Annotated in this window: 24 protein-coding genes and 1 tRNA gene; 15 read left to right on the top strand and 10 right to left on the bottom strand. The window is 71.0% G+C overall.

Annotation, left to right across the window (positions count from 1 at the left end):
- Positions 1–24: 24 nt before the first annotated feature.
- Positions 25–243, bottom strand: coding sequence for a hypothetical protein (locus tag BS83_RS04845; protein WP_037601337.1), 219 nt, complete (start codon positions 241–243; stop codon positions 25–27).
- Between the two features lie 197 nt (positions 244–440).
- Here BS83_RS04845 and BS83_RS04840 point away from each other — a divergent pair.
- Positions 441–514 (top strand) — tRNA-Gly (locus BS83_RS04840).
- A gap of 92 nt (positions 515–606) precedes the next feature.
- Here the strand turns inward: BS83_RS04840 and BS83_RS04835 are convergent.
- Positions 607–1,242: a site-specific integrase gene (locus BS83_RS04835; RefSeq protein WP_198035144.1), complete on the bottom strand. Its 636-nt coding sequence runs from the start codon at positions 1,240–1,242 to the stop codon at positions 607–609.
- 413 nt (positions 1,243–1,655) lie between these two features.
- Here BS83_RS04835 and BS83_RS45125 point away from each other — a divergent pair, with 413 nt between their 5' ends.
- Positions 1,656–2,465: a hypothetical protein gene (locus tag BS83_RS45125; protein ID WP_157596911.1), complete on the top strand. Its 810-nt coding sequence runs from the start codon at positions 1,656–1,658 to the stop codon at positions 2,463–2,465.
- A gap of 211 nt (positions 2,466–2,676) precedes the next feature.
- On the opposite strand, the gene BS83_RS04825 is transcribed toward BS83_RS45125, so the two are convergent.
- Positions 2,677–3,129 (bottom strand): DUF4304 domain-containing protein, encoded by a 453-nt coding sequence (locus BS83_RS04825; RefSeq protein WP_037601332.1) that lies wholly within the window; start codon positions 3,127–3,129, stop codon positions 2,677–2,679.
- A gap of 241 nt (positions 3,130–3,370) precedes the next feature.
- Here BS83_RS04825 and BS83_RS04820 point away from each other — a divergent pair, with 241 nt between their 5' ends.
- A complete protein-coding gene (locus BS83_RS04820; protein WP_037601330.1) occupies positions 3,371–3,754 on the top strand; it encodes a hypothetical protein in 384 nt (127 codons plus the stop codon).
- A gap of 190 nt (positions 3,755–3,944) precedes the next feature.
- On the opposite strand, the gene BS83_RS04815 is transcribed toward BS83_RS04820, so the two are convergent.
- Entirely contained in the window at positions 3,945–4,295 is a 351-nt protein-coding gene (locus BS83_RS04815) for a hypothetical protein (RefSeq protein ID WP_157596909.1), read from the bottom strand.
- A gap of 897 nt (positions 4,296–5,192) precedes the next feature.
- On the opposite strand from BS83_RS04815, the gene BS83_RS04810 reads away from it, so the two are divergent.
- Entirely contained in the window at positions 5,193–5,705 is a 513-nt protein-coding gene (locus BS83_RS04810; RefSeq protein ID WP_063774128.1) for an SMI1/KNR4 family protein, read from the top strand.
- Positions 5,706–5,739: 34 nt separating this feature from the next.
- Here the strand turns inward: BS83_RS04810 and BS83_RS48225 are convergent, their stop codons facing one another.
- A complete protein-coding gene (locus tag BS83_RS48225; RefSeq protein ID WP_051942635.1) occupies positions 5,740–6,330 on the bottom strand; it encodes a LysM peptidoglycan-binding domain-containing protein in 591 nt (196 codons plus the stop codon).
- 514 nt (positions 6,331–6,844) lie between these two features.
- Between BS83_RS48225 and BS83_RS04800 the strand changes: the two genes are divergently transcribed.
- The 5 genes from BS83_RS04800 (at position 6,845) to BS83_RS04770 (ending at position 13,392) form a co-directional block, all read left to right on the top strand.
- On the top strand, positions 6,845–7,105 hold the full coding sequence (locus BS83_RS04800) for a hypothetical protein (RefSeq protein ID WP_037601328.1): 261 nt from the start codon (positions 6,845–6,847) through the stop codon (positions 7,103–7,105).
- 837 nt (positions 7,106–7,942) lie between these two features.
- Complete coding sequence (locus BS83_RS04790) at positions 7,943–8,821, top strand: hypothetical protein (RefSeq protein WP_232248053.1); 879 nt, start codon at positions 7,943–7,945, stop codon at positions 8,819–8,821.
- A 42-nt stretch (positions 8,822–8,863) separates the two neighbouring features.
- Positions 8,864–9,154 (top strand): hypothetical protein, encoded by a 291-nt coding sequence (locus BS83_RS04785; RefSeq protein WP_037601321.1) that lies wholly within the window; start codon positions 8,864–8,866, stop codon positions 9,152–9,154.
- 124 nt (positions 9,155–9,278) lie between these two features.
- Positions 9,279–11,546: a GH92 family glycosyl hydrolase gene (locus BS83_RS04780; protein ID WP_084713137.1), complete on the top strand. Its 2,268-nt coding sequence runs from the start codon at positions 9,279–9,281 to the stop codon at positions 11,544–11,546.
- A gap of 448 nt (positions 11,547–11,994) precedes the next feature.
- Positions 11,995–13,392, top strand: coding sequence for a S53 family peptidase (locus tag BS83_RS04770; protein WP_063774093.1), 1,398 nt, complete (start codon positions 11,995–11,997; stop codon positions 13,390–13,392).
- 117 nt (positions 13,393–13,509) lie between these two features.
- Here BS83_RS04770 and BS83_RS04765 read toward each other — a convergent pair whose 3' ends face one another.
- On the bottom strand, positions 13,510–14,400 hold the full coding sequence (locus tag BS83_RS04765; protein WP_037601316.1) for an NAD-dependent epimerase/dehydratase family protein: 891 nt from the start codon (positions 14,398–14,400) through the stop codon (positions 13,510–13,512).
- 187 nt (positions 14,401–14,587) lie between these two features.
- Here BS83_RS04765 and BS83_RS04760 point away from each other — a divergent pair, with 187 nt between their 5' ends.
- A complete protein-coding gene (locus tag BS83_RS04760) occupies positions 14,588–15,193 on the top strand; it encodes a DedA family protein (RefSeq protein ID WP_037601313.1) in 606 nt (201 codons plus the stop codon).
- 135 nt (positions 15,194–15,328) lie between these two features.
- Positions 15,329–15,634 (top strand): hypothetical protein, encoded by a 306-nt coding sequence (locus BS83_RS04755; RefSeq protein ID WP_037601310.1) that lies wholly within the window; start codon positions 15,329–15,331, stop codon positions 15,632–15,634.
- 9 nt (positions 15,635–15,643) lie between these two features.
- Here BS83_RS04755 and BS83_RS46285 read toward each other — a convergent pair whose 3' ends face one another.
- The 3 genes from BS83_RS46285 to BS83_RS04740 all read right to left on the bottom strand — a co-directional run bounded on the left by BS83_RS46285 (position 15,644) and on the right by BS83_RS04740 (position 17,946).
- The gene (locus BS83_RS46285; protein WP_051942633.1) at positions 15,644–16,084 is read right to left on the bottom strand and encodes a hypothetical protein; all 441 of its coding nucleotides are present in this window, start codon (positions 16,082–16,084) and stop codon (positions 15,644–15,646) included.
- A gap of 143 nt (positions 16,085–16,227) precedes the next feature.
- On the bottom strand, positions 16,228–17,160 hold the full coding sequence (locus BS83_RS04745; RefSeq protein WP_037601308.1) for an SDR family oxidoreductase: 933 nt from the start codon (positions 17,158–17,160) through the stop codon (positions 16,228–16,230).
- A gap of 6 nt (positions 17,161–17,166) precedes the next feature.
- Positions 17,167–17,946 carry an SDR family oxidoreductase gene (locus BS83_RS04740; RefSeq protein WP_037601305.1) on the bottom strand — a complete coding sequence of 260 codons (780 nt, stop codon included), beginning with the start codon at positions 17,944–17,946 and terminating at the stop codon, positions 17,167–17,169.
- A gap of 88 nt (positions 17,947–18,034) precedes the next feature.
- Between BS83_RS04740 and BS83_RS04735 the strand changes: the two genes are divergently transcribed.
- The 4 genes from BS83_RS04735 to BS83_RS04720 are packed head-to-tail and all read left to right on the top strand — an operon-like array spanning position 18,035 to position 21,447.
- On the top strand, positions 18,035–18,784 hold the full coding sequence (locus BS83_RS04735) for an enoyl-CoA hydratase family protein (protein WP_037601304.1): 750 nt from the start codon (positions 18,035–18,037) through the stop codon (positions 18,782–18,784).
- A gap of 19 nt (positions 18,785–18,803) precedes the next feature.
- Positions 18,804–19,652: a CoA transferase subunit A gene (locus tag BS83_RS04730; RefSeq protein WP_037602594.1), complete on the top strand. Its 849-nt coding sequence runs from the start codon at positions 18,804–18,806 to the stop codon at positions 19,650–19,652.
- Complete coding sequence (locus BS83_RS04725; protein WP_037601301.1) at positions 19,649–20,398, top strand: CoA-transferase subunit beta; 750 nt, start codon at positions 19,649–19,651, stop codon at positions 20,396–20,398. The genes BS83_RS04730 and BS83_RS04725 overlap by 4 nt, the downstream gene beginning before the upstream one ends.
- 5 nt (positions 20,399–20,403) lie before the next feature.
- Positions 20,404–21,447 carry an NAD(P)H-dependent flavin oxidoreductase gene (locus tag BS83_RS04720; RefSeq protein WP_037602592.1) on the top strand — a complete coding sequence of 348 codons (1,044 nt, stop codon included), beginning with the start codon at positions 20,404–20,406 and terminating at the stop codon, positions 21,445–21,447.
- A 275-nt stretch (positions 21,448–21,722) separates the two neighbouring features.
- Here the strand turns inward: BS83_RS04720 and BS83_RS04715 are convergent, their stop codons facing one another.
- The gene (locus BS83_RS04715) at positions 21,723–22,880 is read right to left on the bottom strand and encodes an acetyl-CoA C-acetyltransferase (protein WP_037601299.1); all 1,158 of its coding nucleotides are present in this window, start codon (positions 22,878–22,880) and stop codon (positions 21,723–21,725) included.
- Positions 22,881–22,900 lie beyond the last annotated feature (20 nt).

Raw genomic sequence — 22,900 nt, 5'->3', positions numbered from 1 at the left:
TCCGCTGGAGGTTCCGTACTCCTCTTACGCGAGGAACTCCACGGCCTCCCGCCGCAGGGCTCGCGTGATCTGCTCCGTCGAGAGCACCGCCAGGTCCGCGGGCACCGCACTGCGCAGCCGCGCGCACTGCGGGCACCGCATCAGTCGGCCGGGGCCGATGCGCGCGGACCGCAGATTCTGCAGTGGGATGCTCGCGGTGCTGAACAGGTGCCCTTCGGCACAACGGACGACTGTGCGCTCCATTGCATCCTCTCCCCAACGCCGTAGGCCAGCCCTGCCACCCTAGGGGATCTTCCGGACATAACGCCCACAGGCTCGCCGCCGACTCACCGACCGAGGCGTCACGTTACGCCCACGCCGCGCACGGGCACCACCGCTGCACGTCGCGTACGTGATGGGGTAGAGTGAGTGTGGAACGGCCGTCACTGACGGACCGTCAGGCGGGCGTAGTTTAATGGTAGAACATAAGCTTCCCAAGCTTAGAGCGCGAGTTCGATTCTCGTCGCCCGCTCCAGTAGTAAAGGCCCAGGTCAGGGACATGATCCCCAGCCTGGGCCTCTTGCTTTTCGATCACGAATCAGGGCGGCGTGCCCGTTGCGTGCCCGATCAGACGGGAACCAGCACTCCGGCAGTCCCGTCGTCACCGTCGTCCTCGCCGTTGCGCGCGTCCTCGGCGAGCGCCTCCAGCGCGGCAGCGATCACCCCGTCTCGCGTGTCCGTGGCGTGCTGGTAGATCAGCGCGGCGCGGGGCGAGGCGTGGCCCATCCGGGACATGAGTTCCTTGAGACTCGTTCCGGTCGTCGCCACCAGGTTGTTGCCGGTGTGCCGAAGGTCGTGCACGTGGATGCCGGGAAGACCGGCCTTCTCCAGTGCCTTGCGCCATGGCCGGGAGAACGTCGGCCGGACCAACGCCGCGCCCTTGGCCCCGACGAAGACCAGCCCGTCAGGCTTCCGCTCGGCGAACCGGTCCAGGTGCACCCGCAGCTCGGCGACCACGGATTCGGGCAGTTGGACGGTCCGGACGCCGGCCTGCGTCTTGGGGGCGCCGGTCACCCGGGTGTAGTCGCGCAGCATCACGGCCGACTCCCGGACGTAGATGCGCCCATGGGCGAGGTCGAGGTGCGTCCGTCGCAGCGCCGCCAATTCACCCCAGCGCAGCCCGCCGAACACCGCCAGCAGCACCACAAGTCGGAATCGGGGGTCGATCGCGTCGGCCAGCCGGTAGACCTGCGGCAGCGTCAACACCGGACGCTCAGGTGCATGTTCGACGGCAGCACCCTTGATTCGGCAGGGGTTGCGGCGGATCAACTCGTCCTCCACAGCCGTGCTCAGGATGGCCCGCAGCAGCCGGCCGGCGAGGGGAGAGGGTGCGGGAGGGAGGGGGTAAGGGTGGTGGTGTGGGGAGGTCCCTCCCCAATCGAGCACCGGAGGCGTACCGGGAACCTCCCAGGGCCGCCAGGCCAAGCCCAAGAGTCACGCAGTGAGCCTGGCGGCCCTGGGAGAACCCCGGTTCGGCAAAGCTGCCCGATCGAGGAGGAACCACCGCCCGCAGCCGAAGCCATGGGAGGAGGCGCCTCCGGAACGGACGGCGGGGGCGTGTATCGTCACGGCACTCTGGTTGTACATGAGACCGACTCACCATGAATGGATCGCACATGAAGCGCCGACACAGGCAGCGCGGATTGGCGCTCACCGCCGTCGGGATCGTCGCTTTTCTCCCGACCGCTTGCAGCAGCGCCCCCAATGCGGACGACGGCGTAGCGGTGCGCTTCACCAACTCATCCCCTTGGGACGCTCGTGTGCTCGGCTGTGCGTGGTGCGGATCGGAGGGCGTCGGCATCGTGGGAGACCCCGACGGCAAGCCGCAGCCCAACGGAGTGGGGGCCGCCGGCTACTGGACGGAGACACGTCACTGGCCGGTGTCCTACAGGGTTGTGGTTCGGGGCATCACATCAGCGTGTCCGCTCGGCCCGTCCAAGCCGTCCGGGCCTGGGGCGAGCATTGAAGAGCTTCAGTACGTGATCGATTCGGCTGGTCACTGCGTGCTCGGCTCAGCGGCCTGGATGTCAAAGGACGAGCCCGCGCCCGACATCACGGCGAGCCCGGCGACCGCCGCCGACTCCACCGACCTCGGACCGGACGGCTACACGACCATCTACCAGCGCGTCGGAGACCGCCCGGGCGCCCAGTCCATCAGCTTTCCGCCGATCAAGCACATCGCCCCGGGCACGCTCGGGATCTATGCGGGATGCACCGGTACCGGAACCGTCACCGTCAAGATCCCCGACGTGGTCACCTTCGACGTCTCCTGCAACGACCCAACCGGAGAGCTGAACGAGTTCACATCCAGCATCCCGCGCGACAACGTCCAGGCCCAGGTCGTGAGCCACACAACCGGCGCATGGGCCTTCACCCTCGGCTGGCACGCTGGCAGCGCGGCACCATCCAGCGGATCGGGCACCTGAACGCGCCCGAAGGACGGCGGTGGCCACCTTCCACAAGATCCGGACCAGTCACGGACCAAAGCCGAGATCCGAGCTCTCTGGAGCCCTTCCGTCGCAGGCCAGGGCGCGGTGGCCGCGCATTCGTCGAGCCGACTGCAAAGCCGCTCCTGCCACTCTGGTTCCGGCGGAGCTGCAGGCCCTGACTCACCGCTCAGCCGGTGAGTCGTTCTGCCTAGCTATCCAATTCGGCAAGGAGTCGGCGGATTTCCGGCATGGCGTAGTCCGATACCGAGGCGCAGACGCCGTTGGCAATCCAATCAAGTCGGTCTCGCGGCCGATCAACGGAGATGTGCCACCAAGTGTCCTGCTCCCTCGGCGTGAGGCGCCCGATCCGCACCGGGGAGAGGTGGGGACCGTAACTCATCGAGGGATTGGGCCTGGCCGGGAGTAGCGGCTGCTCTGCCCGATGCGCGTCCCACGCCAGCCTGCCGATCACTGAGACGTTGATCGTGAACTGGACGACCCTGGCCGAGTTGTGCTGCGACTTCTGAAACCCCAGCTGAACCCAAGCGTGGGTGTCGGGGAACTCGTACCGTTGCCCGGAGCCTTTCCAGCCGAGCGCGCGCAAGCGTGGGGCAACACAGTCACGCATCATCGATTGGTACAACTCCTGTGCTGTACTCATCGGTCAATCATTCCTCAGCTTGAACCTCATCCGGTCACAGCATGCGCCGTGCCCCTCACGTGCCCTACGCGACGGTACCTGGCGGCCAACCACGGCCAACCACGCGCAAGTAGAAGCGAAGCGGCCCCCGACCGTTTCTGCTGGTCGGGGGCCGTTCTACTGCGGAGTCTGTGGGATTTGAACCCACGGTGACATCGCTGCCACGACGGTTTTCAAGTCAGCCTGCTTCGAGCGCTGCTGGGTGACTTCCGCCCACTCCTTGCAGGCTGCGCCCGGGGAGGAGAAGATCCTCGCCGAGTCGTTCAAGGGAGCAACAGTGTTCGTCGTCATGGGGGCCAGCCTGCTGATCCTGCAATCCGTCATCATTCGGTTGCTATCCGTGCCGAAGGCCCGGAATCGCGACGGCGTTCATGGCCGACTGCATGCCCTCTGGACCTGGCTCCCCCTTCTCCTGGGGAGTGGCATTCTTGCGAGCAACCTTCCGAGGATCGCCGGAGCGCCTCACGCGCTCGTCATGCTCTGCGACGCGCTGGGGTTCCTGCTGGCACTCGCCGGCGCTGTCTGGGCCCTGCAGCTCGCCCATCGCGCCCGCGTGCGCCGGAATCGGCCCTCGACAACGACGTAGGCTCTGGCTTCGGGGCAATCCGTACAGCACGGAAGTACAGCAACCATGACGACCCCAGCCGACCAGACCCGACCGCAGTAACGCGGTTGACCTGGGCAGGAGACCTCAGCGACCGAACTGCCGGTAGTTCGCATCGAGGGGGTCACGCAGAGCTGCCCGATCGAGGAGGAGCCGCCCGCTTCGAGCTGCTTCAGCTGGTGGTGAGCAGTGCCGCGAGAATGACCGGCACATCCGTACAGGCCATCCAGAGGGCTGCCCTCCTGAGCGACCCGGCCCAACCTCGCTTGAACAGCCTGTGGCTCAGCAGGGCGAGAAGAGCTGCGACGAACGGGACAACCGCCGAGATGATTGCGGCGAGGCCCCGCTCGTGAATCTGCCGGAGCGTCTGGCCTGGCACCTGAGCCAACTCCTCCGCCGAAAAGTGAACGGTAAGGAGATAGCCCCCTCTTGCTGCTAGGAGGAACTGCGACGTTCCACCGATGAGCAGCATTGACGCCAGCAGGGGCGCCGGCACCCACAGATTGCGTCTGGCTTCGAGCACGGTAGTCTCGCCGCCCCTTCGTGCACTCTGACCGTCAGGCCCACGGAAGCGGGTCTGCACCCTGAAGGGTTCCGCCGAGTCTGGCGCATCTCAGGCTTTTGAACAAGTTCAAATCTGGCGAACGTCGGCTTCGGCGCCAAGATCCGGACCAGCCACGGACTAAACGTCACAAACGCATACAGGAAGAACGCTGCGCCGCAGGTCAAGCAGGGTGTAGCCCGAGATTGTGAAGCCGACTGTCTAGCCGCTCTGCAGGGGGTGAGATGGCCGGCCTTGCCCACTTGGGACCCGCCGTGGATGATGCGCCAGTGAACACATGGGTGAGTGCCCGAAGCGGCTGGACGATCAAGCCTCGCTGGGCGGCACGACAGTGGGTCTACCTTGGCGTCTTCGTCGCGGCGTGCCAGGTGATCCCGCTGCTTCGTGGTGAGTGGACCTTGGGCCGCGCAGCAATGCTCCTCCCCTCGCTCATAGGGCTGATGTGGTTCCCGAGGCTTCGTCCGTTCCACACCCAGCGTCCAGAGAGATAGCGTGCCCGCCGCGTGCCCGTTGCGGTGGCCGATGAGGGACATTGGGGGTACCTGGCGGTCAATCAGTCGTCAAAGCGCAGGTCAGCGTCGTCGCACGTCAGTCCAGATGCGCCATAGAGTCTTCCCAAGCTTAGAGCGCGAGTTCGATTCTCGTCGCCCGCTCCAGCAGTAAAGGCCCAGGTCAGGGACATGATCCCCAGCCTGGGTTTCTTGCTTTTCGATCACCGGCCGTGCGATCGCCGAGCTGATCTCCGCCGCTGAACGTCAGTTGATGCTTGACGGTTCGGCTTCACCTGACACTTGACGTTCGGAGTGGGCAGCTGGGCGGGAAGCCTGGCGGTCAGTGGCAACCTCTACGTTGATCGGCATGACCGTATGGGCCGATGACGAGATCATCGCAAGGATCCGCGCATACGCCGAGGCCGAGCAGCTGCCCCCGCCTGCCCCCGCCGAAGCCGTCGCCGAGCTGGAAGCCGCCGTGGGACACCCGATGCCGCCCTTGCTTCGCAGGCTCTACTGCGAGGTCGCGAACGGCGGCTTCGGAGCCGACGAAGTGGTCTCGCTCACCTACAGCGGTGAGTGGTTCAGCGAAGAGGAATCACTGATCAAGATCCAACAGGAGTGGTCGACACCCGACGAACAGCTCGACCTCTACCCGAACCACATCTTGCCGCTGGCGACGGTGGGCTGCGCGATCTGGTGGCACATCGACTTCAGCACCCCCGAGGGGCGAATGTGGGGCTGGGACCCTAACGCCCTCTGCGAGCGCCACCGACTCTTCCCCGAGAGGTTCACGCTTGCCGAGTGGCTCGCCGACTGGCTCCAGGGCAACCGGACATTCCCTGAGGGCCCCGACGTGCCGGACTGCCCGGACTGCTGAAGCGGTAGGTCAATCGTGCCCCCGATGCTTGCTTTCATCGGTGGAGGCGAAGAATTTCGCCGGGCTGGATGCGATCGGGGTTGGCGCCGACAGTGTGCCGATTCAGTTCGAACAGTGCGGGCCAGCCGCCTCGGACATGGCCGCTTGCTGCGATGCTGGCGAGGGTGTCGCCAGGACGAACTGTCCAGGTCCGACCGTGTACGGCCCCGTGATCTCCTGCTGTTGCGCCCTGCGGTTGGCTCATGCTCCCGGCACGCATGCCACAGTAGGGCCACGGCTCCAGACCACGCCGCCCCGCGAGACGATTGGCGATCTCGATCTGCTGGCCCTTCTCGGCGAGGTCAGCGCGCGGCGCGTAGGCGAGGCCCCCGTTGGCCCGCCACGTTGCCTGATCGAACTGCAATCCGCCGTAGTACCCGTTGCCGGTGTTGGTAGCCCAGTCACCGCCGCTTTCACATCGCGCGATCTCGTCCCAGTTCACTGAGGCCCGGTTCTCGTGCACGGCAACCGCCCGCACGGTTTCGGCATGCGCCCGCGGCACGAAGACGGCCAGCATGACCAGCGAGCACACGATGAGCATGAACAGATCCAGGATCTTGCGCGGTAGGGAAGCAGACGGAAGCACGGGCACTCCAGACCTTCGACAACAGGGACACGGCCGCCGAAGCGCCGTTACCTCAGCGATGCACTCCGCAGGGCCTCCGAGGTGACGACACACCACCGGGTCCCCCGTCCGGACGCGGCCCGTCACCCGCTCGCCTCGGTGGGAGCTGACTGAGCGTCACAATGAGGCGGCCGGCATTCGCGGTAAGTGATGGTCAATCACAGGAGTGCGCGCACACCAGCGCCCCGCGCACGTCAGTCCGGATCCGACATACAGTCTTCTCAGCGTTGGAGTGTCAATCCGGGACAGAGCTCAGGGTCTCGAAGTGTCACGCGGCGAACCGGTCTTGCCGTGTGTCGCAGGTGAATCGGGCGGCGGAGACCTTGACGGCGGGAGCTACCCGTCGGGAGGCGTGAGAGGCGGAGTCCCGGAGCAGCATGACGCCAGCCACCTCAGGCGCTCTCGCGACGGGGCTTGCCCGTACGTGTCCGCGAGGAGATGATCAGGCGCACAGGGTCCGTGGACGGGGTGGAGCATGGCGGGAGCGGTCAGGGCATTCCTCCGGACGGTGTTTCAGCCGATGCCTCGGTTGGATCCGCAGCGTGCGCGAAACCTTCCGGTGCCCGCTGATGCCCAGAAGCTCGTAGCTGAGCTGATGCGTGAAGGCCGCATCCTGATGGCGATCAAGGAGATCCGCACGGCCACCCTGTACGACTTCAGGGACGCCAGGGATGCTGCCTTCGCCATCCATTACGGCGTCGAAGTGCCGACTCGGCCAGCGCCGGAACACTCCTAGCCGCGGCTCTGGCGGGGGCGGGGCGAGGCGCGTAGCCTCACCGGCCGTGGGTGACTTACGCCTCTCCCGCCCCGGGCGCACGCGTGCGACGCGCGGGGCCGGCCTGCCGACCGTGGATATCCGGCGGCCGCGGGCCGGTGTCAGGTTCCAGGCCTGGTCGTTCCGTTACGTGCTACCGGTGGTCGGGCTCCTGATGCTGGTAAGGACCGGCATCAGCCTTGGCCCCACCTGGTCGGCGCACCTGGGAGCCGGAAAGCGGGGAACGTTCACCGTCACCGCAATGTACTGCGGCAGGTCGTGCAACGAGACGGGCGACTTCGTCTCGGACGACGGTGCGGACGTCCGCCGTGGCGTCGGACTCGCGAGCGGGGGCGATGTCCGCAGGAGTGGCGATCGGACGGTCGCCGTCGACACGGGTGATCGCGGTGTCGTGTTTCCCGAGGGCGGTGGGAGCGCCTGGGCCACCGATACGGCGATGACCCTGCTCTGGGTGGTCTGCCTGACCGTCTGGTCCAGCCGCGTTGCCCTTCCCGTGCTGCGGGCCAGAAGGGGAGCCGGCGGTTCGCGGGCGGCAGGGACTGGCCGTTGAGATTGTGGGGCGGCGGTGGTCAGTTGCACCGGGTGCCGACGGATCGGGATGCGGTGGAAACGGCCCGGTGGAGGTCGGGGATGTTCGAGTGCGGAGTCACGGAGAGTTGCGCTAGTGTCCCGCTCGGTAGGCAATGAGATGCCCCGGCGGCGCAGCAACGCCCCGGGGCTCGGCACCAGGAGACATCCACTCCCATGCACATCCATCGTACCGAGCAGCCGGCGCATTGCTCTGCTCTTCCCACTCACGTGTTGCAGGATCGTCGCCTCTCCTACACCGCGCGCGGCCTGTTGGCGGATCTGCTCTCCCGGCCGCAGGGCTGGCAGGAGGGCGTGAGGCAGATGGCGGACAGCAGCATCCAGGGCCGTCGCGCCGTCGAGAAGGCTCTGCGCGAGCTGACCGAGTTCGGGTACTACCGCGTCGACAAAGTCCGTTGTCGGGACGGCAAACTGGTCAGCCAGGCCCACCTGTACGACACTCCGTGGCCATCCCGTGCGATGCGCGGGCAGGGCCGGAACGGCGAGCCGGAGCCCGGTGATGCGGCACCCGGTCTTCCTGTCAGCCAACCCTGGGAAGACCGGGAAAGGAAAACCCCCACCCCACCCGCCCCGGCCGCAGGTGAAGCGGGCGCACGGAAGTTGACGGCGTCTCGGGGCAGCGCGGCCGCGCAGGAGGCCGTCGCCGTGCTGTACCGGGTGATTCGCAGGGACGCGCGCCTGGCCGGGCGGTTCGACGCCGCCACGGCTCTTGATCTGGCGCCGCTCGTCGAGCAGTGGCTGGAGCGGGTCGGCGAGGACGGGCTCGCGCAGGGGCTGCTGCAGGGCCTTCCCGAGGAGGTCCTGTCGCCGTTCGGACTGATCAAGGACCGTCTGCGGCGCAAGCTCCCGCCGCCCGAGTACGCGGCAGACGCCGCGCCCGCACCGCGATGGTTCGAGTGTGCCGAGTGCGCCGACCCGGTTCCCGAGCCGGGGATCTGCCGGGTGTGCGCGCGGCTCGACCCCCGCGCGGGGTCCGATCGGGCGCAGCGTCCGCCGGGCGTCTGCGCCGGCTCGGCGGTGACCGCGCGCGGCATGGCACTGGTCAGAGCGGCGCTGAGCGGCTCCGCCGTCGCGTGTCCCGGTGGCTGACCTGTCGCCCGGCACCGGCTACGGCGACACCAGGATCCGGCCATGCCTGACGACCTCGAAGGCCCGGTCCCTGCGGACGACGCCGAACCGCCAGCCCTGAACCTCCCCCAGTTCCTCCGTTCCCTCACACCGGACTCGGCCCTCAAGGGCTGGCTCCTGCCGCTCTTCTTCGCGCTGGCCACCCTCTTCTTCTGGGACTACAGCCATGGAGCCCTGGACCCGAACCCCCGGTCGCACGGCCTGATGGCGGTCTGCTTCGCCGTGGTCACCGTCCTGGCGGTCCTGGCCAAGGGCTGGGTCGAGTGGCGCGTCCGGCGTGCGCGGCGGAAGTAGCCGAGCTGCGGCACGGGGCAGGCCCAGGCCGGTCCGCCCGGGCGCTGCCGCCGGTCGGGGGACGGGGGCGGGGCGTGTGACGTGGCGTCGGTTGTGGTGCGGGGACGGGGCTTAGCCTGCGGCGATGAGGGTGGTTCGGCGGATCGCGCTGGGTGTCGCTTTCGGGTGTGTCGTGGCCGTCGGCGGGTGGCAGGGTGGGTCCGCCGCGGCCGACGGGACGGAGACGCCGGCCGCGCTGGTGGATCCGTTCGTGGGGACGGGGAGCGGCGGGCGGTGGGTCGGGCAGGTGGACACCTTTCCCGGGGCGTCCGTGCCGTTCGGGATGACGCAGTGGAGCCCCGACACCGAATCCCGTCCTGACGGCGGCGGGTACAACGTCAACGACCACCGGATCACCGGCTTCAGCCTGACCCATCTCTCCGGTCCCGGCTGCCCCGTGGCCGGGGACATCCCGTTCCTGCCCCTCGCCGGGGCGGACGGCGGGGCGGCGGACGCGCGCGCCACCGCGACGTTCGGGCACGCGGGCGAGGTGGCGCGGCCGGGGTACTACGCGGTGACCGCCGGAGGCGTGCGGACCGAGCTCAGTACGACGCTGCGCACCGGCGTCGCGCGCTTCGGCTTCCCGGCGGGCTCGGTGGGCAGGCTGCTGGTGAAGGCGGAGGGCAGCGCGACCCACGCGAGCGGGGCGAGTGTGCGGACGGTCGGGGACCGGGCCGTCGTCGGGCAGGTGACCAGCGGGCACTTCTGCGGCAACAGGAACCGGTACACCCTGTACTTCGCCGCGCGCTTCGACCGGCCGGTCCGCACCGCACGGATCTGGCCCGCCGACGGAAAGGGCTCCGCCCCCGGCGCGACCTTGACCTTCGACACCCGCCGGGACCGCACCCTGCGCATGCAGGTCGCCGTCTCCTACGTGAGCACGGCGGGTGCCAGAGCCAACCTCGCCGCCGAGGCGGCCTGTTGGCAGGTCGAATGTGCGGCGGACCGCGCAACCGCCGCGTGGAACCGGCAGTTGGGCGCGGTGACCGTCTCCGGCGGCAGCCGGACCCGGCGTCAGATCTTCTACACGGCGCTGTACCACTCCCTCCTCCATCCCAGCGTCTTCAGCGACGCGGACGGCCGCTACCCGGGCTTCGACGGGCGGATCCACCGCGCGCCGTCCGGCCATGCGCAGTACGCGGACTTCTCCGGCTGGGACGTGTACCGCTGCCAGATCCCGCTGCTCGCGCTGATCGCGCCCACACAGGCGGACGACATGGCCGCCTCGCTGCTCGACGACGCCGACCAGAACGGCGGCTGGCTGCCGAAGTGGCCGGTGGCGAACGGGCAGACGGACGTCATGAACGGCGATCCCGCCGACGCGATCCTGGCCGACGTGCGGGCTTTCGGCGACGGCCGGCTCGACGGCCGACGGGCCCTGCGGCTGATGGTCCACGGCGCGGAGGGCCGGCCGGGCCCCGGCGATCCGCCCGGGCAGGGCCGGTATGTCGAGCGGCCGGGCGTGGCCGCGTACCTGGCCCGCGGCTATGTGCCCAACACCTTCAGGAGCGGCACCGCGCACGTGAACAACGGCGCGTCCACGACCCTGGAGTACGCGGTCGCCGACTTCGCCGTCGCACGGCTGGCGGCCGCCCTCGGCGACAGCGGCACCGCGCGCCGGTTCCGGGCGCGCTCGCACAACTGGTCCCGCCTCTTCGACCGCGCCACCCGGTACGTCCGTCCGCGCGACGGTGCCGGTGCGTTCCCCGCAGGGCCGCCGCTTGACCTGCGCGACGGCCAGGACCAGGACGGCTTCCAGGAGGGCAACGCCGCGCAGTACACCTGGATGGTGCCGCAGGACCTGCCGGCCCTGATCGACGCGCTCGGCGGCAGGGGCGCGGCCGACTCCCGACTGGACGCCTACTTCGGCCGGCTCAACGCCGGACCGGGCGAGCCGTACCACTGGCAGGGCAACGAGCCCGCCTTCGGCACCCCGTGGATCTACGACAGCACCGGCCGCCCGGACCGCACCCAGGAGGTGGTGCGGTCGATCGCGGACACCCTGTACACCCTCACGCCTGGCGGCGAGCCGGGCAACGACGATCTGGGGGCGATGAGCTCCTGGTACGTCTGGGCGGCCCTCGGCCTCTACCCGCAGTTCCCCGGCGTGCCGCTGCTGGCGCTGTCCACGCCGCTCTTCCCCCGGGCGGTGGTCCACGGTCCCGGCGGCCACGACCTCACCGTGACCACGAGCGGCTCCGGCCCCTACGTCGCGGGCCTGGTCCGTGACGGCACGCCCACCACCGCGACCTGGACCGACCTGTCCGCCTCCCACCTGGACTTCACGCTCACCCCTGACCGGGGCTCGGGTTGGGGAACCGGCCCGGCGGACGCGCCGCCGGCCTTCCCCTGAACCGAGCCGGTTGCGTGGACACGGCGCCCCTGCCTTCGGGACGGACCGTCGCCGGGACGGTCGCAGCCATGGCTGACGCCCCGCCGATCACGCCCGCCAGGGCCGCCGCGCTGCCGGCCGGCGTCGCCGCGGGCCGTGGCGCGTCGCAGAGGCGGTTTTCCACCGCCTCAAGGAGCTGAAGAAGGGTCAGCAGATCGAGATCCGCAGGGCCGACGGAACGACGGCCGTCCTCGTCGTGGTCCTCGCCCACCTCCAGGGCCGTCAGCAGGGCCCGGCCAGGGGGTGACGTCCCACCCCGACCAGGGGTTCCACCCCCGCCGTTGGGGGGTGGTGGACGCGGTTGACCGTACGCGAGCATCGAGCGCATCGCCGCGGCAGTCGCCGCGCCTCGCCCGTCGGGCCCGATCGCCGGTCTGCCTGCCCCGCGCAGGTGAGTTTGAGGAGAACCATGGGACGCTCCCTCGTCCGTTCCCGCTCCCGTTCCCGTCTTCGCGCCACCCGTGCCACCGCCGCGGTCACCGCGGGGGCCGCGGCGCTGCTCGCCTTCTCGGTGGGCGCGACCGGGACGCCCGGCACGGTCGTCGCCTCGGCGACGACGCAGGCCGACGCGCTGCCGGAGCCGGTGCCGGCCGTCGCGGGGCACCGGCTCGCCTCTGGCATGCCTTCGGTGTTGTCGACCAGCGCCTGCCTGGCCCAGAAGAAGATCCGCTGCTACACCCCGCTCCAGTACCGCAAGGCCTACAACCTGGCTCCGCTGTACCAGGCCGGGATCACCGGCAGGGGCCGGACGATCGTGATCGTCGATTCCTTCGGTTCGCCGACCGTCCAGCGCGACCTGAACATCTTCGACAAGCAGTTCGGCCTGCCCGACACCAAGGTCTCCGTGGTGAAGTGGGGCAAGGTACCGGCGTTCGACCCGAAGAACGAGGACCAGAGCGGCTGGGCCGGCGAGACCACGCTGGACGTCGAGTACGCCCACGCGATCGCCCCCGGCGCCAGGATCGTCCTGATCGAGACCGCCGTCTCCGAGACCGAGGGCACGACCGGCTTCCCGGAGATGATGAGCGCCGAGAAGTACGCGATCGACCACCACTGGGGCGACGTCATCTCGCAGAGCTTCGGCGCGACCGAGAACAGCTTCCCCGGCTTCGGGAAGAACGGCACCGCGTCGCTGCGGCAGCTGCGCTACGCCTTCACCGACGCCGCGGCCAAGGGCGTGACCGTCCTCGGCGCCTCGGGCGACGCGGGGGCCACCGACGAGATGCCCGACAACAAGTCCTACCCGTACCGGGTCAACTCCTGGCCCTCCTCCGACCCGCTGGTCACCTCCGTCGGCGGCACCCGGCTGACCCTGGACGACAGCGGCCGGCGCACCGCGCCCGACGTGGTCTGGAACGACGGCTTCGGCGCCGGCGGCGGCGGGGTCTCGGGTGTCTTCGCCCGGCCCTCCTTCCAGAACCATGTGGCAGGGACCACCGGCGCGCACCGCGGCACGCCCGACATCAGCATGAGCGCGGCGGTCAACGGCGCGGCCTGGGTCTACTCGTCCTTCGACCCGAAGGACGTCGGCTGGGGCCTGACCGGCGGCACCAGCGAGGCGACGCCGATCTTCTCCGGCATAGTCGCGCTGGCCGACCAGAAGGCCGGCCACCGGCTCGGGCTGATCAACCCGCGCCTCTACGCGCTGGCCGAGCACGGCGCGGCCGCCCACGGCTTCGTGGACGTGACCGGCGGCGACAACTCCTACAGCGGCGTGAAGGGCTACCCGGCCGCCAAGGGCTACGACCTGGCCAGCGGCTGGGGCACCATCGACGCCACGCTCTTCGTCAACGCCCTGGCGAAGTAGCGGCGCGCGTCCCCCGGACCGGACCGGGGCTGCCGAAGGTCACTGCCCGACCTTCGGCGGCCCCGGTTCGCCGCGTTCCGCCCGAGGTGTCTGCCCGGCCCGATGGGTGAAGGAACGTCAGGCCGGCGTGAGCTGGTCGCCGAACCCGGTCCGCCAGGAGGGCCGATGCGGTCGCCAGCCCCGGCTGCGGGCGAGGGCGTTGCGCGCGCCGCGCTCCCATGGGGCGGCCGGTGCCTCGGAGGGGACGGGCGCGGGGGCGCCGACCGTCGCGGCGAACACGGTCAGCCAGTCGCGCGCGGCGGCGGGCTCGTCGTCGACGATGTTGACCGGCCCGGCGGGCCAGTCCAGCGCGGCGACCACGGCCGCCGCCGCGTCGTCGACATGGACGAAGGAACTGACTGCCACGGTGGCGGCGAGGCTCGCCAGGTACGGACCGGTCGGCTCACCGCGCAGTGCGGCAGCGACGGGGCCGTCCGGCGCGTACCAGGTGCCGGGCCCGTACAGCAGGCCGTTGCGCAGCAGCACCGCCTGCGGCAGTTCGGCGGAGATCCGTTCCAGCGCCGCGACCGCCCCTACCATGCCGCCGCGCGGCGCCGGTGCGTCCAGGTCCAGCGAATCGTCCTCGGTGGCGGGCGGGCCAGGGGCGGTGCCGCCGACGTAGGCCCAGCTGATCGACTGGGTCACGATCCGTTCGACGCCTGCGGCCCTGGCGGCGTCGACCAGGTTGCGGGTGCCCTCGCGGCGCAGTCGGCCGTTGGCCGCGCCGTCGGCGGCGGAGAGGTCCGTCAGCTGGTGCAGCACCGCGTCAGGGCGCGCGGTGCGGACGGCCCGGTGCAGTGCCTCCGCGTCCAGGGCGTCGACGCGGACGGCGTCGATTCCCTGCGCGCGCAGCCGCGAGACGCCCTCCTCGGCGCGCGCGGTGCCGACCACCTCGTGGCCGGCGCTCAGCAGCCGCGGCACCAGCCGCCGCCCGATCGCGCCACCGGCCCCCGCCAGAAAGATCCGCATGCTGCCCCCGCCCGCTCGGCTCGGTGGATCAAGTCCAGCCTAGGGCCTGTCAGGTGGCACCTCCCGGCCGGAGGCTGGGGAGGATCGGCCTGGATCCCCCCGGAGGGCCCCGGGCGGCGGAGTGGGCAGGGCGACCGGTTGCCGCGTCTTCCCTCCGGCGGAGTGGGGTCGCGCGCAGACTGAGGACATGGGAACGATCACCAACTGGCTCGCGGGCCTGTCCGGGCCGGTGGTGTACGCGGTCGTGGGGGCCCTGGTCTTCTGCGAGGACGCGATCTTCGTCGGCTTCGTGCTGCCCGGGGAGACGGCCGTCGTGCTGGGCGGCGTGCTGGCCAACCAGGGGCATGTCTCGCTCGGGATCATGATCACGGTTGTCGTCCTCGCCGCGATCGTCGGCGACAGCGTCGGCTACGAGGTCGGGCACCACTTCGGCGACCGGATCCTGGAGGTCAGGCCGCTGCGCCGGCATCGGGCGCGGCTGGGGCAGGCACAGGACATGATCCGCGACCGGGGCGCCGCCGCGGTCTTCTTCGGGAGGTTCATCGCCTTCTTCCGGGCGGTGATGCCCGCGCTGGCCGGGATCGCGCACATGCCGTACCGCAGGTTCCTGCCGTTCAACGCCTTGGGCGGGGTGGTCTGGGGCGTCGGCTTCACGCTGCTCGGCTACTTCGCCGGCCAGGCGTACAAGCAGGTCGAGGCGCGGGTCGGCGAGGTGGTGGCGGTCGTGATCGCGGCGATCGTGATCGCCGTCGTGGGCACCTGGGCCTGGCGGAGGCACCGCCGTCAGGGCTGACCGCGGACCGGGCGGGCGGGGCGGTTTTCAAGATCGCTGAATGCTTCACGTGAAGCATTCAGCGATCTTGTTTCGCGGTTATCGTGGAGGTGAGGGGGGACGTCCTTCGGAGGCCAGGAGTCCCGGGAGTCCAGGATGAGCACTCGCCACCACTACCACCTCGACATCGACGGCCACTCCGTCTCCCTCGACCTGCGCACCGGTTTCACCTGGCGCACCGAGGACATCGTCCTCCTGGTCGACGGCAAGGAGGTCGGCTACCACCACCAGCGCGCCACCGGCACCACGGTGCTGGAGGCCGAGCTGGCCGGCGAGCCGCCGACCCCCTTCTCCGTCCGGATCGACCACCCGCACCACGGCGGGCACCGGCCGCACACCCCCGTCTGCACTCTGCTCAGCAACGGCCGCCGACTGCCGATGCCGGAGAGCGTCCCCGCCTGAGCCGGGAGCTCAGAGAGCCAGGGCGACGCCCCGGTCGCGGGAGTGGCGGTAGAGGCCGAGGCGGGCGAGGAGAGTGGGCTTCTCGGCCGGAGCGAAGATCGCGTCGGCCGTGTGGAAGGCCGTCGCCTCGACGGCCTTCGCGAGGGACTCCGCCCGGACGGCGACCGGCTGGACGGTGACCGCCGCAGTCTCCGTCGCCAGCGCCTCTGCCACGACGTCGTTCAGCGTCGCGCATGCGCGCTGCTCCCACTGGTGGGCCAGCTCGGGGCAGGGGCGCGTGCGGTAGAGCAGTTCGCCGCCCGCTGGGGACCAGGCCAGGACCGGGACGAGAACCGCGCGCCGGCGACGCGCCTCCGCCGCCGCGCGGCGCAGCTGGGCGCGTCCCTTCGCGGAGTCGCGGACGCCGACGATGACGCGGGCGGTCACTGCTGCGGTGGCGGTCTCGGACATGGCGTATCGGTTCTCTCCGTGAAATCACAGGCCCTGGCGGCGTGTATGCCTTCACATTACCCACTCCTCGGCCATATGTGCATCTATTTCATCGGCCCGGATGGACTTTTTGCCTATGGATTGATGACTGGATCTCCTTCGGGTCACCGAGAGCCGTAGGCCGGGAGCGGCGGCTCCGACGCGGCGAGGAGCTTGAGGGTGGCCTCGCCGGCCGTGGACGGCGTCCACCGCGCGGCGAGGTCCACCGTGGGGCCGGGACGCCACCCGTCCATGACGGTGATGCGGCCGCCCTCCGCCTCGAAGACCCTGCCGGTGACGCCCGCGGAGGCGTCCGCGCCGAGCCAGACGACCAGCGGGGAGACGTTCTCCGGCGCCATCGCGTCGAAGGCGCCCGCCTCCGTCGGCGCGGCCATCGTCGCGGCGAAGGCCTGCTCCGTCATCCGGGTGCGCGCCGCTGGGGCGATCGCGTTGACCTGGACGCCGTAGCGGCCCATCTCCGCCGCCGCGACCATGGTCAGGCCGAGGATGCCGGCCTTGGCCGCGCTGTAGTTGCCCTGGCCGACACTGCCCAGCAGGCCCGCGCCCGAGCTGGTGTTGACCACGCGGGCCTGCGGCACGCGGCCCGCCTTGGCCTCCGCCCGCCAGTGCGCGGCGGCGGCCCGCAGCGGCAGGAAGTGGCCCTTGAGATGGACCCGCATCACCGCGTCCCAGTCGTCCTCGCCGGTGTTGACGAGCATCCGGTCGCGCAGGAAGCCGGCGTTGTTGACCAGGGTGTCCAGGCGGCCGAAGGCGTCCAGCGCGACGGCGATCAGGGCGTCCGCGCCCTCGGTCGTCGCGATGTCGCCGCCGTGCGCGACCGCCTCGCCGCCCCGGGACCGGATCTCGCCGACCACCTCCTCGCCGGGGGTGGCGGACGGTCCGAGCCCGTCCGCGGCGACGCCGAGGTCGTTGACGACGACCTTCGCGCCCTCCGCGGCGAAGGCCAGCGCGTGGGCGCGGCCGAGACCGCGGCCCGCGCCGGTGACGACCACGACCCGACCGGCGCACAGGCCAGTCGGCGGCTGCTGTGAACTCATGGGCAGCTACTCCTTGTTGGCGTTGGCGGCGTCGAGGAAGGCGGGGCGTTCGCCGCCGCCGTGGACGTTGAGTGCCGCGCCGGTGAGGTACGCGGCCTGCGGTGAGGCGAGAAAGACGCAGACGTCGCCGATCTCGTCGGGCTCGGCCAGCCGGCCCAGCGGGACGGTGCGGCCGACGGCGGCGATCCCGGCCTCGTCGCCGTAGTGGAGATGCGAGAGCTCGGTGCGGACCATGCCCGGCACGACGGTGTTGACGCGCACGTGCGGGGCCCACTCGACGGCCATCGAGGCGGCCAGGTTGGCCAGTCCGGCCTTCGCCGCGCCGTAGGCGGCGGTGCCGGGAGAGGGGCGGGTGCCGCTGACGCTGCCGATCATGATGATGGAGCCGCCGTCGGGGTTGGCCCGCAGGTGCGGGAGGGCGGCGAGCGAGGCGGTGAGCGGGGCGATCAGGTTCAGCTCCACCACGCGGGCGTGCTGCGCCGCGTCGCCGGCGTCGAGCAGCCGGAAGGGCGTCCCGCCCGCGTTGTTGACCAGCACGTCCAGGCGGCCCTGACGTTGCGTCGCCTCGGTGAGGAACGCCGCGACCGCGGCCGCGTCGCGAAGGTCCAGCGACGCGAACTCGGCCTTGCGGCCCGCAGCCTGGACCGGCTCCTGCGGCGGTCTGCGGGCGCAGACCAGGACCTCCGCCCCGGCCTGCAGGAACGCGCGGGCGATCCCCGCGCCCACGCCGCGCGTGCCGCCGGTGACCACGACGACCCTTCCGGACAGATCCACGGTGATGCTCAAGCCACACCTCCCGCAGCGAGCCCGCCGCTGCTAACGTCGACATGGACGAACCTAACAAACGTTTGGTGGAAAGGTAGCTGATTCGCTCATGGGTGTCTCCACCTCCCGCCCCGAGAAGGGCGTCGCCGTCGTGACGGTCGACTACCCGCCCGTCAACGCGCTGCCGGTGCGCGGCTGGTACGACCTCGCCGACGCGCTCCGCGCCGCCGGTCGTGACCAGGACGTCCGCTGCGTCGTGCTCGCCGCCGAGGGGCGCGGGTTCAACGCCGGCGTCGACATCAAGGAGGTGCAGCGCGACCCGGGCCGGGCGGCGATCATCGGCGCCAACCGCGGCTGCTACGAGGCCTTCGCGGCGGTCTACGAGTGCGAGGTGCCGGTGGTGGCCGCGGTGCGGGGGTACTGCCTCGGCGGCGGCATCGGGCTGGTCGGCAACGCCGACGCGATCGTCGCGAGCGAGGACGCCGTCTTCGGGCTGCCCGAGCTCGACCGAGGGGCTCTGGGCGCGGCCACGCACCTGGCGAGGCTGGTGCCGCAGCACCTGATGCGGGCGCTGTTCTACACCTCGCGCACGGCCACCGCCGAGGAGTTGCACCGGCACGGCTCGGTGTGGCGGGTCGTCCCGCGCGAGGAGCTGGCGGAGGCGGCGCTGGAGCTGGCGCGGGAGATCGCCCGCAAGGACGGCTACCTGATCCGGCTCGCCAAGGCGGCGATCAACGGCATCGATCCGGTGGACGTCAAGCGCAGCTACCGGTTCGAGCAGGGCTTCACCTTCGAGGCGAACCTGAGCGGCGTCGCCGACCAGGTCCGCGACGGCTTCGGCACGGCGGGAAGGGAGTAGGCGGGTGCGGGACAAGACGATGACGCCCGAGGAGGTCGTCGGCCGGCTGCGCAGCGGCATGACGGTCGGCATCGGCGGCTGGGGATCGCGGCGCAAGCCGATGGCGCTGGTCAGAGCGCTGTTGCGGTCCGAGGTCACCGACCTGACGGTGGTCTCCTACGGCGGCGCGGACGTCGGTCTGCTGGCGGCGGCCGGGCGGATCAGGAAGCTGGTCACCGCCTTCGTCACGCTGGACTCGATCCCGCTGGAGCCGCACTACCGCGCCGCGCGCGAGCGGGGCGCCTTCGAGCTGGTGGAGCTCGACGAGGCGATGCTGATGTGGGGTCTGACGGCCGCCGTCCACCGGCTGCCCTTCCTGCCGGTGCGGGCCGGGCTCGGCTCGGACGTGATGCGGGTCAACCCGCAGTTGCGGACCGTGCGTTCGCCCTACGAGGACGGCGAGGAGTTCGCCGCCGTACCCGGGCTGCGGCTCGACGCGGCGCTGGTGCACCTGAACCGGGCCGACAGGTTCGGCAACGCCCAGTACCTCGGCCCCGACCCGTACTTCGACGACCTGTACTGCCAGGCGGCGGACGAGGCCTACGTCTCCTGCGAGCAGATCGTGGAGACCGAGCAGCTCGCGAAGGCCGGTTCGCCGCAGACGCTGCTGATCAAGCGGCCGTTCGTGACGGGCGTGGTCCAGGCGCCCAACGGCGCGCACTTCACCTCCTGCGCGCCCGACTACGACCGGGACGAGGCGTTCCAGAGGCACTACGCGGCCGCCGCGGCGGACCCTGACGCCTGGGCGGCGTTCCGCGAACGCTTCCTCGCCGGGGACGAGCACGCCTACCAGTCCGCCGTCACCGCCTGGCGCGAGGAGCAGTCATGACCACCACGACGTCCACGGTCACCCGGGCCGACTACTGCGTCGTCGCCTGCGCCGAGGCCTGGCGCGGCGACGGCGAGATCCTGGCCAGCCCGATGGGCACGGTCCCGATGATCGGCGCACGGCTGGCCAGGCTGACCTTCGCGCCCGACCTGCTGCTCACCGACGGCGAGGCGCTGCTGGTCGCCGACGTGACGGCGGTCGACGCCCGTCCACAGCTTGTGGAGGGATGGCTGCCCTATCGGCACCATCTGGAGCTGGTCACCACCGGCCGCCGGCACGTCATGATGGGCGCCAGCCAGATCGACCGCTACGGCAACCAGAACATCTCCTGCATCGGTGACTGGGCGCAGCCCGCGCGCCAGCTGCTGGGCGTGCGCGGGGCGCCGGTCAACTCCAGCAACAACCCGACGAGTTACTTCGTGCCCAGGCACAGCGCCCGGGTCTTCGTCGAGCGGGTGGACATGGTGTGCGGGGTCGGCTTCGACCGCGCGGTGGGCCCCTTCCACGGGCTGCGACGGGTCGTCAGCGACCTCGGGGTCTTCGACTTCGACACCCCGGACCACTCGATGCGGCTGGCCTCCGTCCACCCCGGCGTCACCGTCGAGCAGGTCGTCGCGGCGACGGGGTTCCCGCTGGTCATGGCCGACGAGGTCCCCTTCACCCGGGATCCCACGGCCGAGGAGCTCCAGCTGATCCGCGAGGTGATCGACCCGAAGGGTCGGCGGCTGCGCGAGGTCCTCGGATGAGCGCGCTGGACACCCCGCTGACCCGCCTGGTCGGCGTCCGGTACCCGATCGTCCAGACGGGCATGGGCTGGGTCGCGGGCCCGCGCCTGGTCACCGCCACGGCGAACGCCGGCGCGCTGGGCGTGCTCGCCTCGGCGACGATGTCCCCGGCGCAGTTGCTGGCCGCGGTGCGGGAGGTGAAGTCCCGGACGGACGCGCCCTTCGGCGTCAATCTGCGGGCCGACGCGGGCGACGCCGGGGAGCGGGTGCGGATCATCGTCGACGAGGGGGTACGCGTCGCGTCCTTCGCGCTCGCGCCCTCGAAGGAGCTGATCGCCAGGCTCAAGGACGCGGGTGTGGTGGTCATCCCGTCCGTCGGCGCGCGCCGCCACGCGGAGAAGGTCGCCGCGTGGGGCGCGGACGCGGTCGTCGTCCAGGGCGGCGAGGGCGGCGGCCACACGGGTGAGGTGGCGACGACGGTCCTTCTTCCACAGGTTGTGGACGCCGTGGACATCCCGGTCATCGCGGCGGGCGGCTTCTTCGACGGCCGCGGGCTCGTCGCCGCGCTGGCGTACGGCGCGGCGGGCGTGGCGATGGGCACCCGCTTCCTGCTGACCTCGGACTCGACGGTCCCGGACGCGGTGAAGGCGGCGTACCTCGCGGCCTCGGTGAAGGACGTCACGGTGACGACGGCGGTGGACGGCCTCCCGCACCGGATGCTGCGCAGCGAGCTGGTTGCCTCGCTGGAACGCGCGGGCAGGGCGCGGGCGCTGGCGCAGGCGGTGCGGCGGGCGTCGGGCTTCCGGAAGCTGTCCGGCCTCAGCTGGGCGGCGATGCTGCGGGACGGGCGGGCGATGAAGCACGGCAAGGACCTGTCCTGGAGCCAGATCCTGCTGGCGGCGAACACGCCGATGCTGCTGAAGGCGTCGATGGTGGACGGGCGCACGGACCTCGGTGTGATGGCCTCCGGCCAGGTCGCGGGTGTGATCGAGGATCTGCCGTCCTGCAAGGAACTGGTCGACCGGATCATCACCGAGGCCACGGAGGTGCTGGCCAGACTCGGAGAGTGACGTGCACTGCCCCAGGGGTGCGAGGAACTGCGCGCCTCCGGCGCGCGGGCGCGGCACCTCACATCAGCGGGTCGGTTGCACCGTCCAGGGGCGCGAGGAACTGCGCGACAAGCCACCGGCATGCGGATGGTCCGGGGCGCGCAGGGCCATCCGCACCGGGTGGTTGCCCGCGCAGTTCCCCGCGCCCCTGAGGGAGTGCGACTGGCCCTTTGTCGGGACCCGTCATGCCCGTGCGGCGGAGCCGCGCAGTTCCTCGCGCCCCCCGGAGAGTGCAGCTACAGCCTTTCGATGATCGTCACGTTGGCCTGGCCGCCGCCCTCGCACATGGTCTGGAGGCCGTAGCGGCCGCCCCCGCGCTCCAGTTCGTGGAGGAGCGTGGTCATCAGCTTCACGCCGGTCGCGCCCAGCGGGTGGCCCAGGGCGATCGCGCCGCCGTTGACGTTGACCCGGTCGGGGTCCGCGCCCGTCTCCTTGAGCCAGGCCAGGACCACCGGGGCGAACGCCTCGTTGATCTCCACCAGGTCGATCTCGTCCATCGACAGGCCCGTCTTCTTCAGCGCGTACGCCGTCGCCGGGATCGGCGCGGACAGCATGCGGATCGGGTCCTCGCCGCGCACCGACAGGTGGTGCACCCGGGCACGCGGCGTCAGGCCGTGCTCGCGGACCGCCCGCTCGCTCGCGAGCAGCATCGCCGCCGCGCCGTCCGAGACCTGCGAGGAGCACGCGGCCGTGATCGTCCCGCCCTCCATCACCGGCTGCAGCGTGGCCATCTTCTCCAGCGTCGTGTCGCGCCGCGGACCCTCGTCCACCGTGACCTCGCCGATGGGCACGATCTCGCGCTCGAAACGGCCCTCGTCGATCGCGCGGATCGCGCGGCGGTGCGAGCGGAGCGCGAACTCCTCCATGTCCGCCCGCGAGACGCCCCACTTCCTGGCGATCAGCTCCGCCCCGTGGAACTGGTTGACCGGCGCGTCCCCGTAACGGGCCCGCCAGCCCTCGCTGCCCGCGAAGGGACCCTGCGTCAGCCCCAGCGGCTCGGCCGCCTGGCGGCTGGCGAAGGCGATCGGGATCATGCTCATGTTCTGCACGCCGCCCGCGACGACCAGGTCCTGAGTGCCGGAGAGCACGCCCTGCGCGGCGAAGTGGACGGCCTGCTGGGAGGAGCCGCACTGGCGGTCGACGGTGACGCCGGGGACCTCCTCCGGCAGGTCCGCCGCCAGCCAGCAGGTGCGGGCGATGTCGCCCGCCTGCGGGCCGACCGCGTCCAGGCAGCCGAAGACGACGTCCTCGACCGCCGCCGGGTCGATGCCGGTGCGCGCGACCAGCGCGGAGAGCACGTGCGCGCCCAGGTCGGCCGGGTGGACGGCGGACAGGCCGCCCTTCCTGCGCCCCACGGGGGTGCGGATCGCGTCGACGATGTAGGCCTCGGCCATGACGGGACTCCTTCGGACGG

This window comes from Streptacidiphilus rugosus AM-16 (assembly GCF_000744655.1).
Taxonomy (GTDB): Bacteria; Actinomycetota; Actinomycetes; order Streptomycetales; family Streptomycetaceae; genus Streptacidiphilus; species Streptacidiphilus rugosus.
Note: the sequence above shows the minus strand (reverse complement) of the source record. Positions and strands in the feature narration are given on the sequence as shown.

What these genes read in the sequence shown, in the direction of transcription:
- BS83_RS04810 (WP_063774128.1), top strand. Translation starts at nt 5,193, where the DNA reads ATGACCGTATGGGCCGATGACGAGATCATCGCAAGGATCCGCGCATAC.
- BS83_RS04730 (WP_037602594.1), top strand. Translation starts at nt 18,804, where the DNA reads ATGACGCCCGAGGAGGTCGTCGGCCGGCTGCGCAGCGGCATGACGGTC.
- BS83_RS04770 (WP_063774093.1), top strand. Translation starts at nt 11,995, where the DNA reads ATGGGACGCTCCCTCGTCCGTTCCCGCTCCCGTTCCCGTCTTCGCGCC.
- BS83_RS04745 (WP_037601308.1), bottom strand. Translation starts at nt 17,160, where the DNA reads ATGAGTTCACAGCAGCCGCCGACTGGCCTGTGCGCCGGTCGGGTCGTG.
- BS83_RS04845 (WP_037601337.1), bottom strand. Translation starts at nt 243, where the DNA reads ATGGAGCGCACAGTCGTCCGTTGTGCCGAAGGGCACCTGTTCAGCACC.
- BS83_RS04765 (WP_037601316.1), bottom strand. Translation starts at nt 14,400, where the DNA reads ATGCGGATCTTTCTGGCGGGGGCCGGTGGCGCGATCGGGCGGCGGCTG.
- BS83_RS04785 (WP_037601321.1), top strand. Translation starts at nt 8,864, where the DNA reads ATGCCTGACGACCTCGAAGGCCCGGTCCCTGCGGACGACGCCGAACCG.
- BS83_RS04825 (WP_037601332.1), bottom strand. Translation starts at nt 3,129, where the DNA reads ATGAGTACAGCACAGGAGTTGTACCAATCGATGATGCGTGACTGTGTT.
- BS83_RS46285 (WP_051942633.1), bottom strand. Translation starts at nt 16,084, where the DNA reads ATGTCCGAGACCGCCACCGCAGCAGTGACCGCCCGCGTCATCGTCGGC.
- BS83_RS04735 (WP_037601304.1), top strand. Translation starts at nt 18,035, where the DNA reads ATGGGTGTCTCCACCTCCCGCCCCGAGAAGGGCGTCGCCGTCGTGACG.
- BS83_RS04755 (WP_037601310.1), top strand. Translation starts at nt 15,329, where the DNA reads ATGAGCACTCGCCACCACTACCACCTCGACATCGACGGCCACTCCGTC.
- BS83_RS04715 (WP_037601299.1), bottom strand. Translation starts at nt 22,880, where the DNA reads ATGGCCGAGGCCTACATCGTCGACGCGATCCGCACCCCCGTGGGGCGC.
- BS83_RS04725 (WP_037601301.1), top strand. Translation starts at nt 19,649, where the DNA reads ATGACCACCACGACGTCCACGGTCACCCGGGCCGACTACTGCGTCGTC.
- BS83_RS45125 (WP_157596911.1), top strand. Translation starts at nt 1,656, where the DNA reads ATGAAGCGCCGACACAGGCAGCGCGGATTGGCGCTCACCGCCGTCGGG.
- BS83_RS04760 (WP_037601313.1), top strand. Translation starts at nt 14,588, where the DNA reads ATGGGAACGATCACCAACTGGCTCGCGGGCCTGTCCGGGCCGGTGGTG.
- BS83_RS04800 (WP_037601328.1), top strand. Translation starts at nt 6,845, where the DNA reads ATGGCGGGAGCGGTCAGGGCATTCCTCCGGACGGTGTTTCAGCCGATG.
- BS83_RS04780 (WP_084713137.1), top strand. Translation starts at nt 9,279, where the DNA reads ATGAGGGTGGTTCGGCGGATCGCGCTGGGTGTCGCTTTCGGGTGTGTC.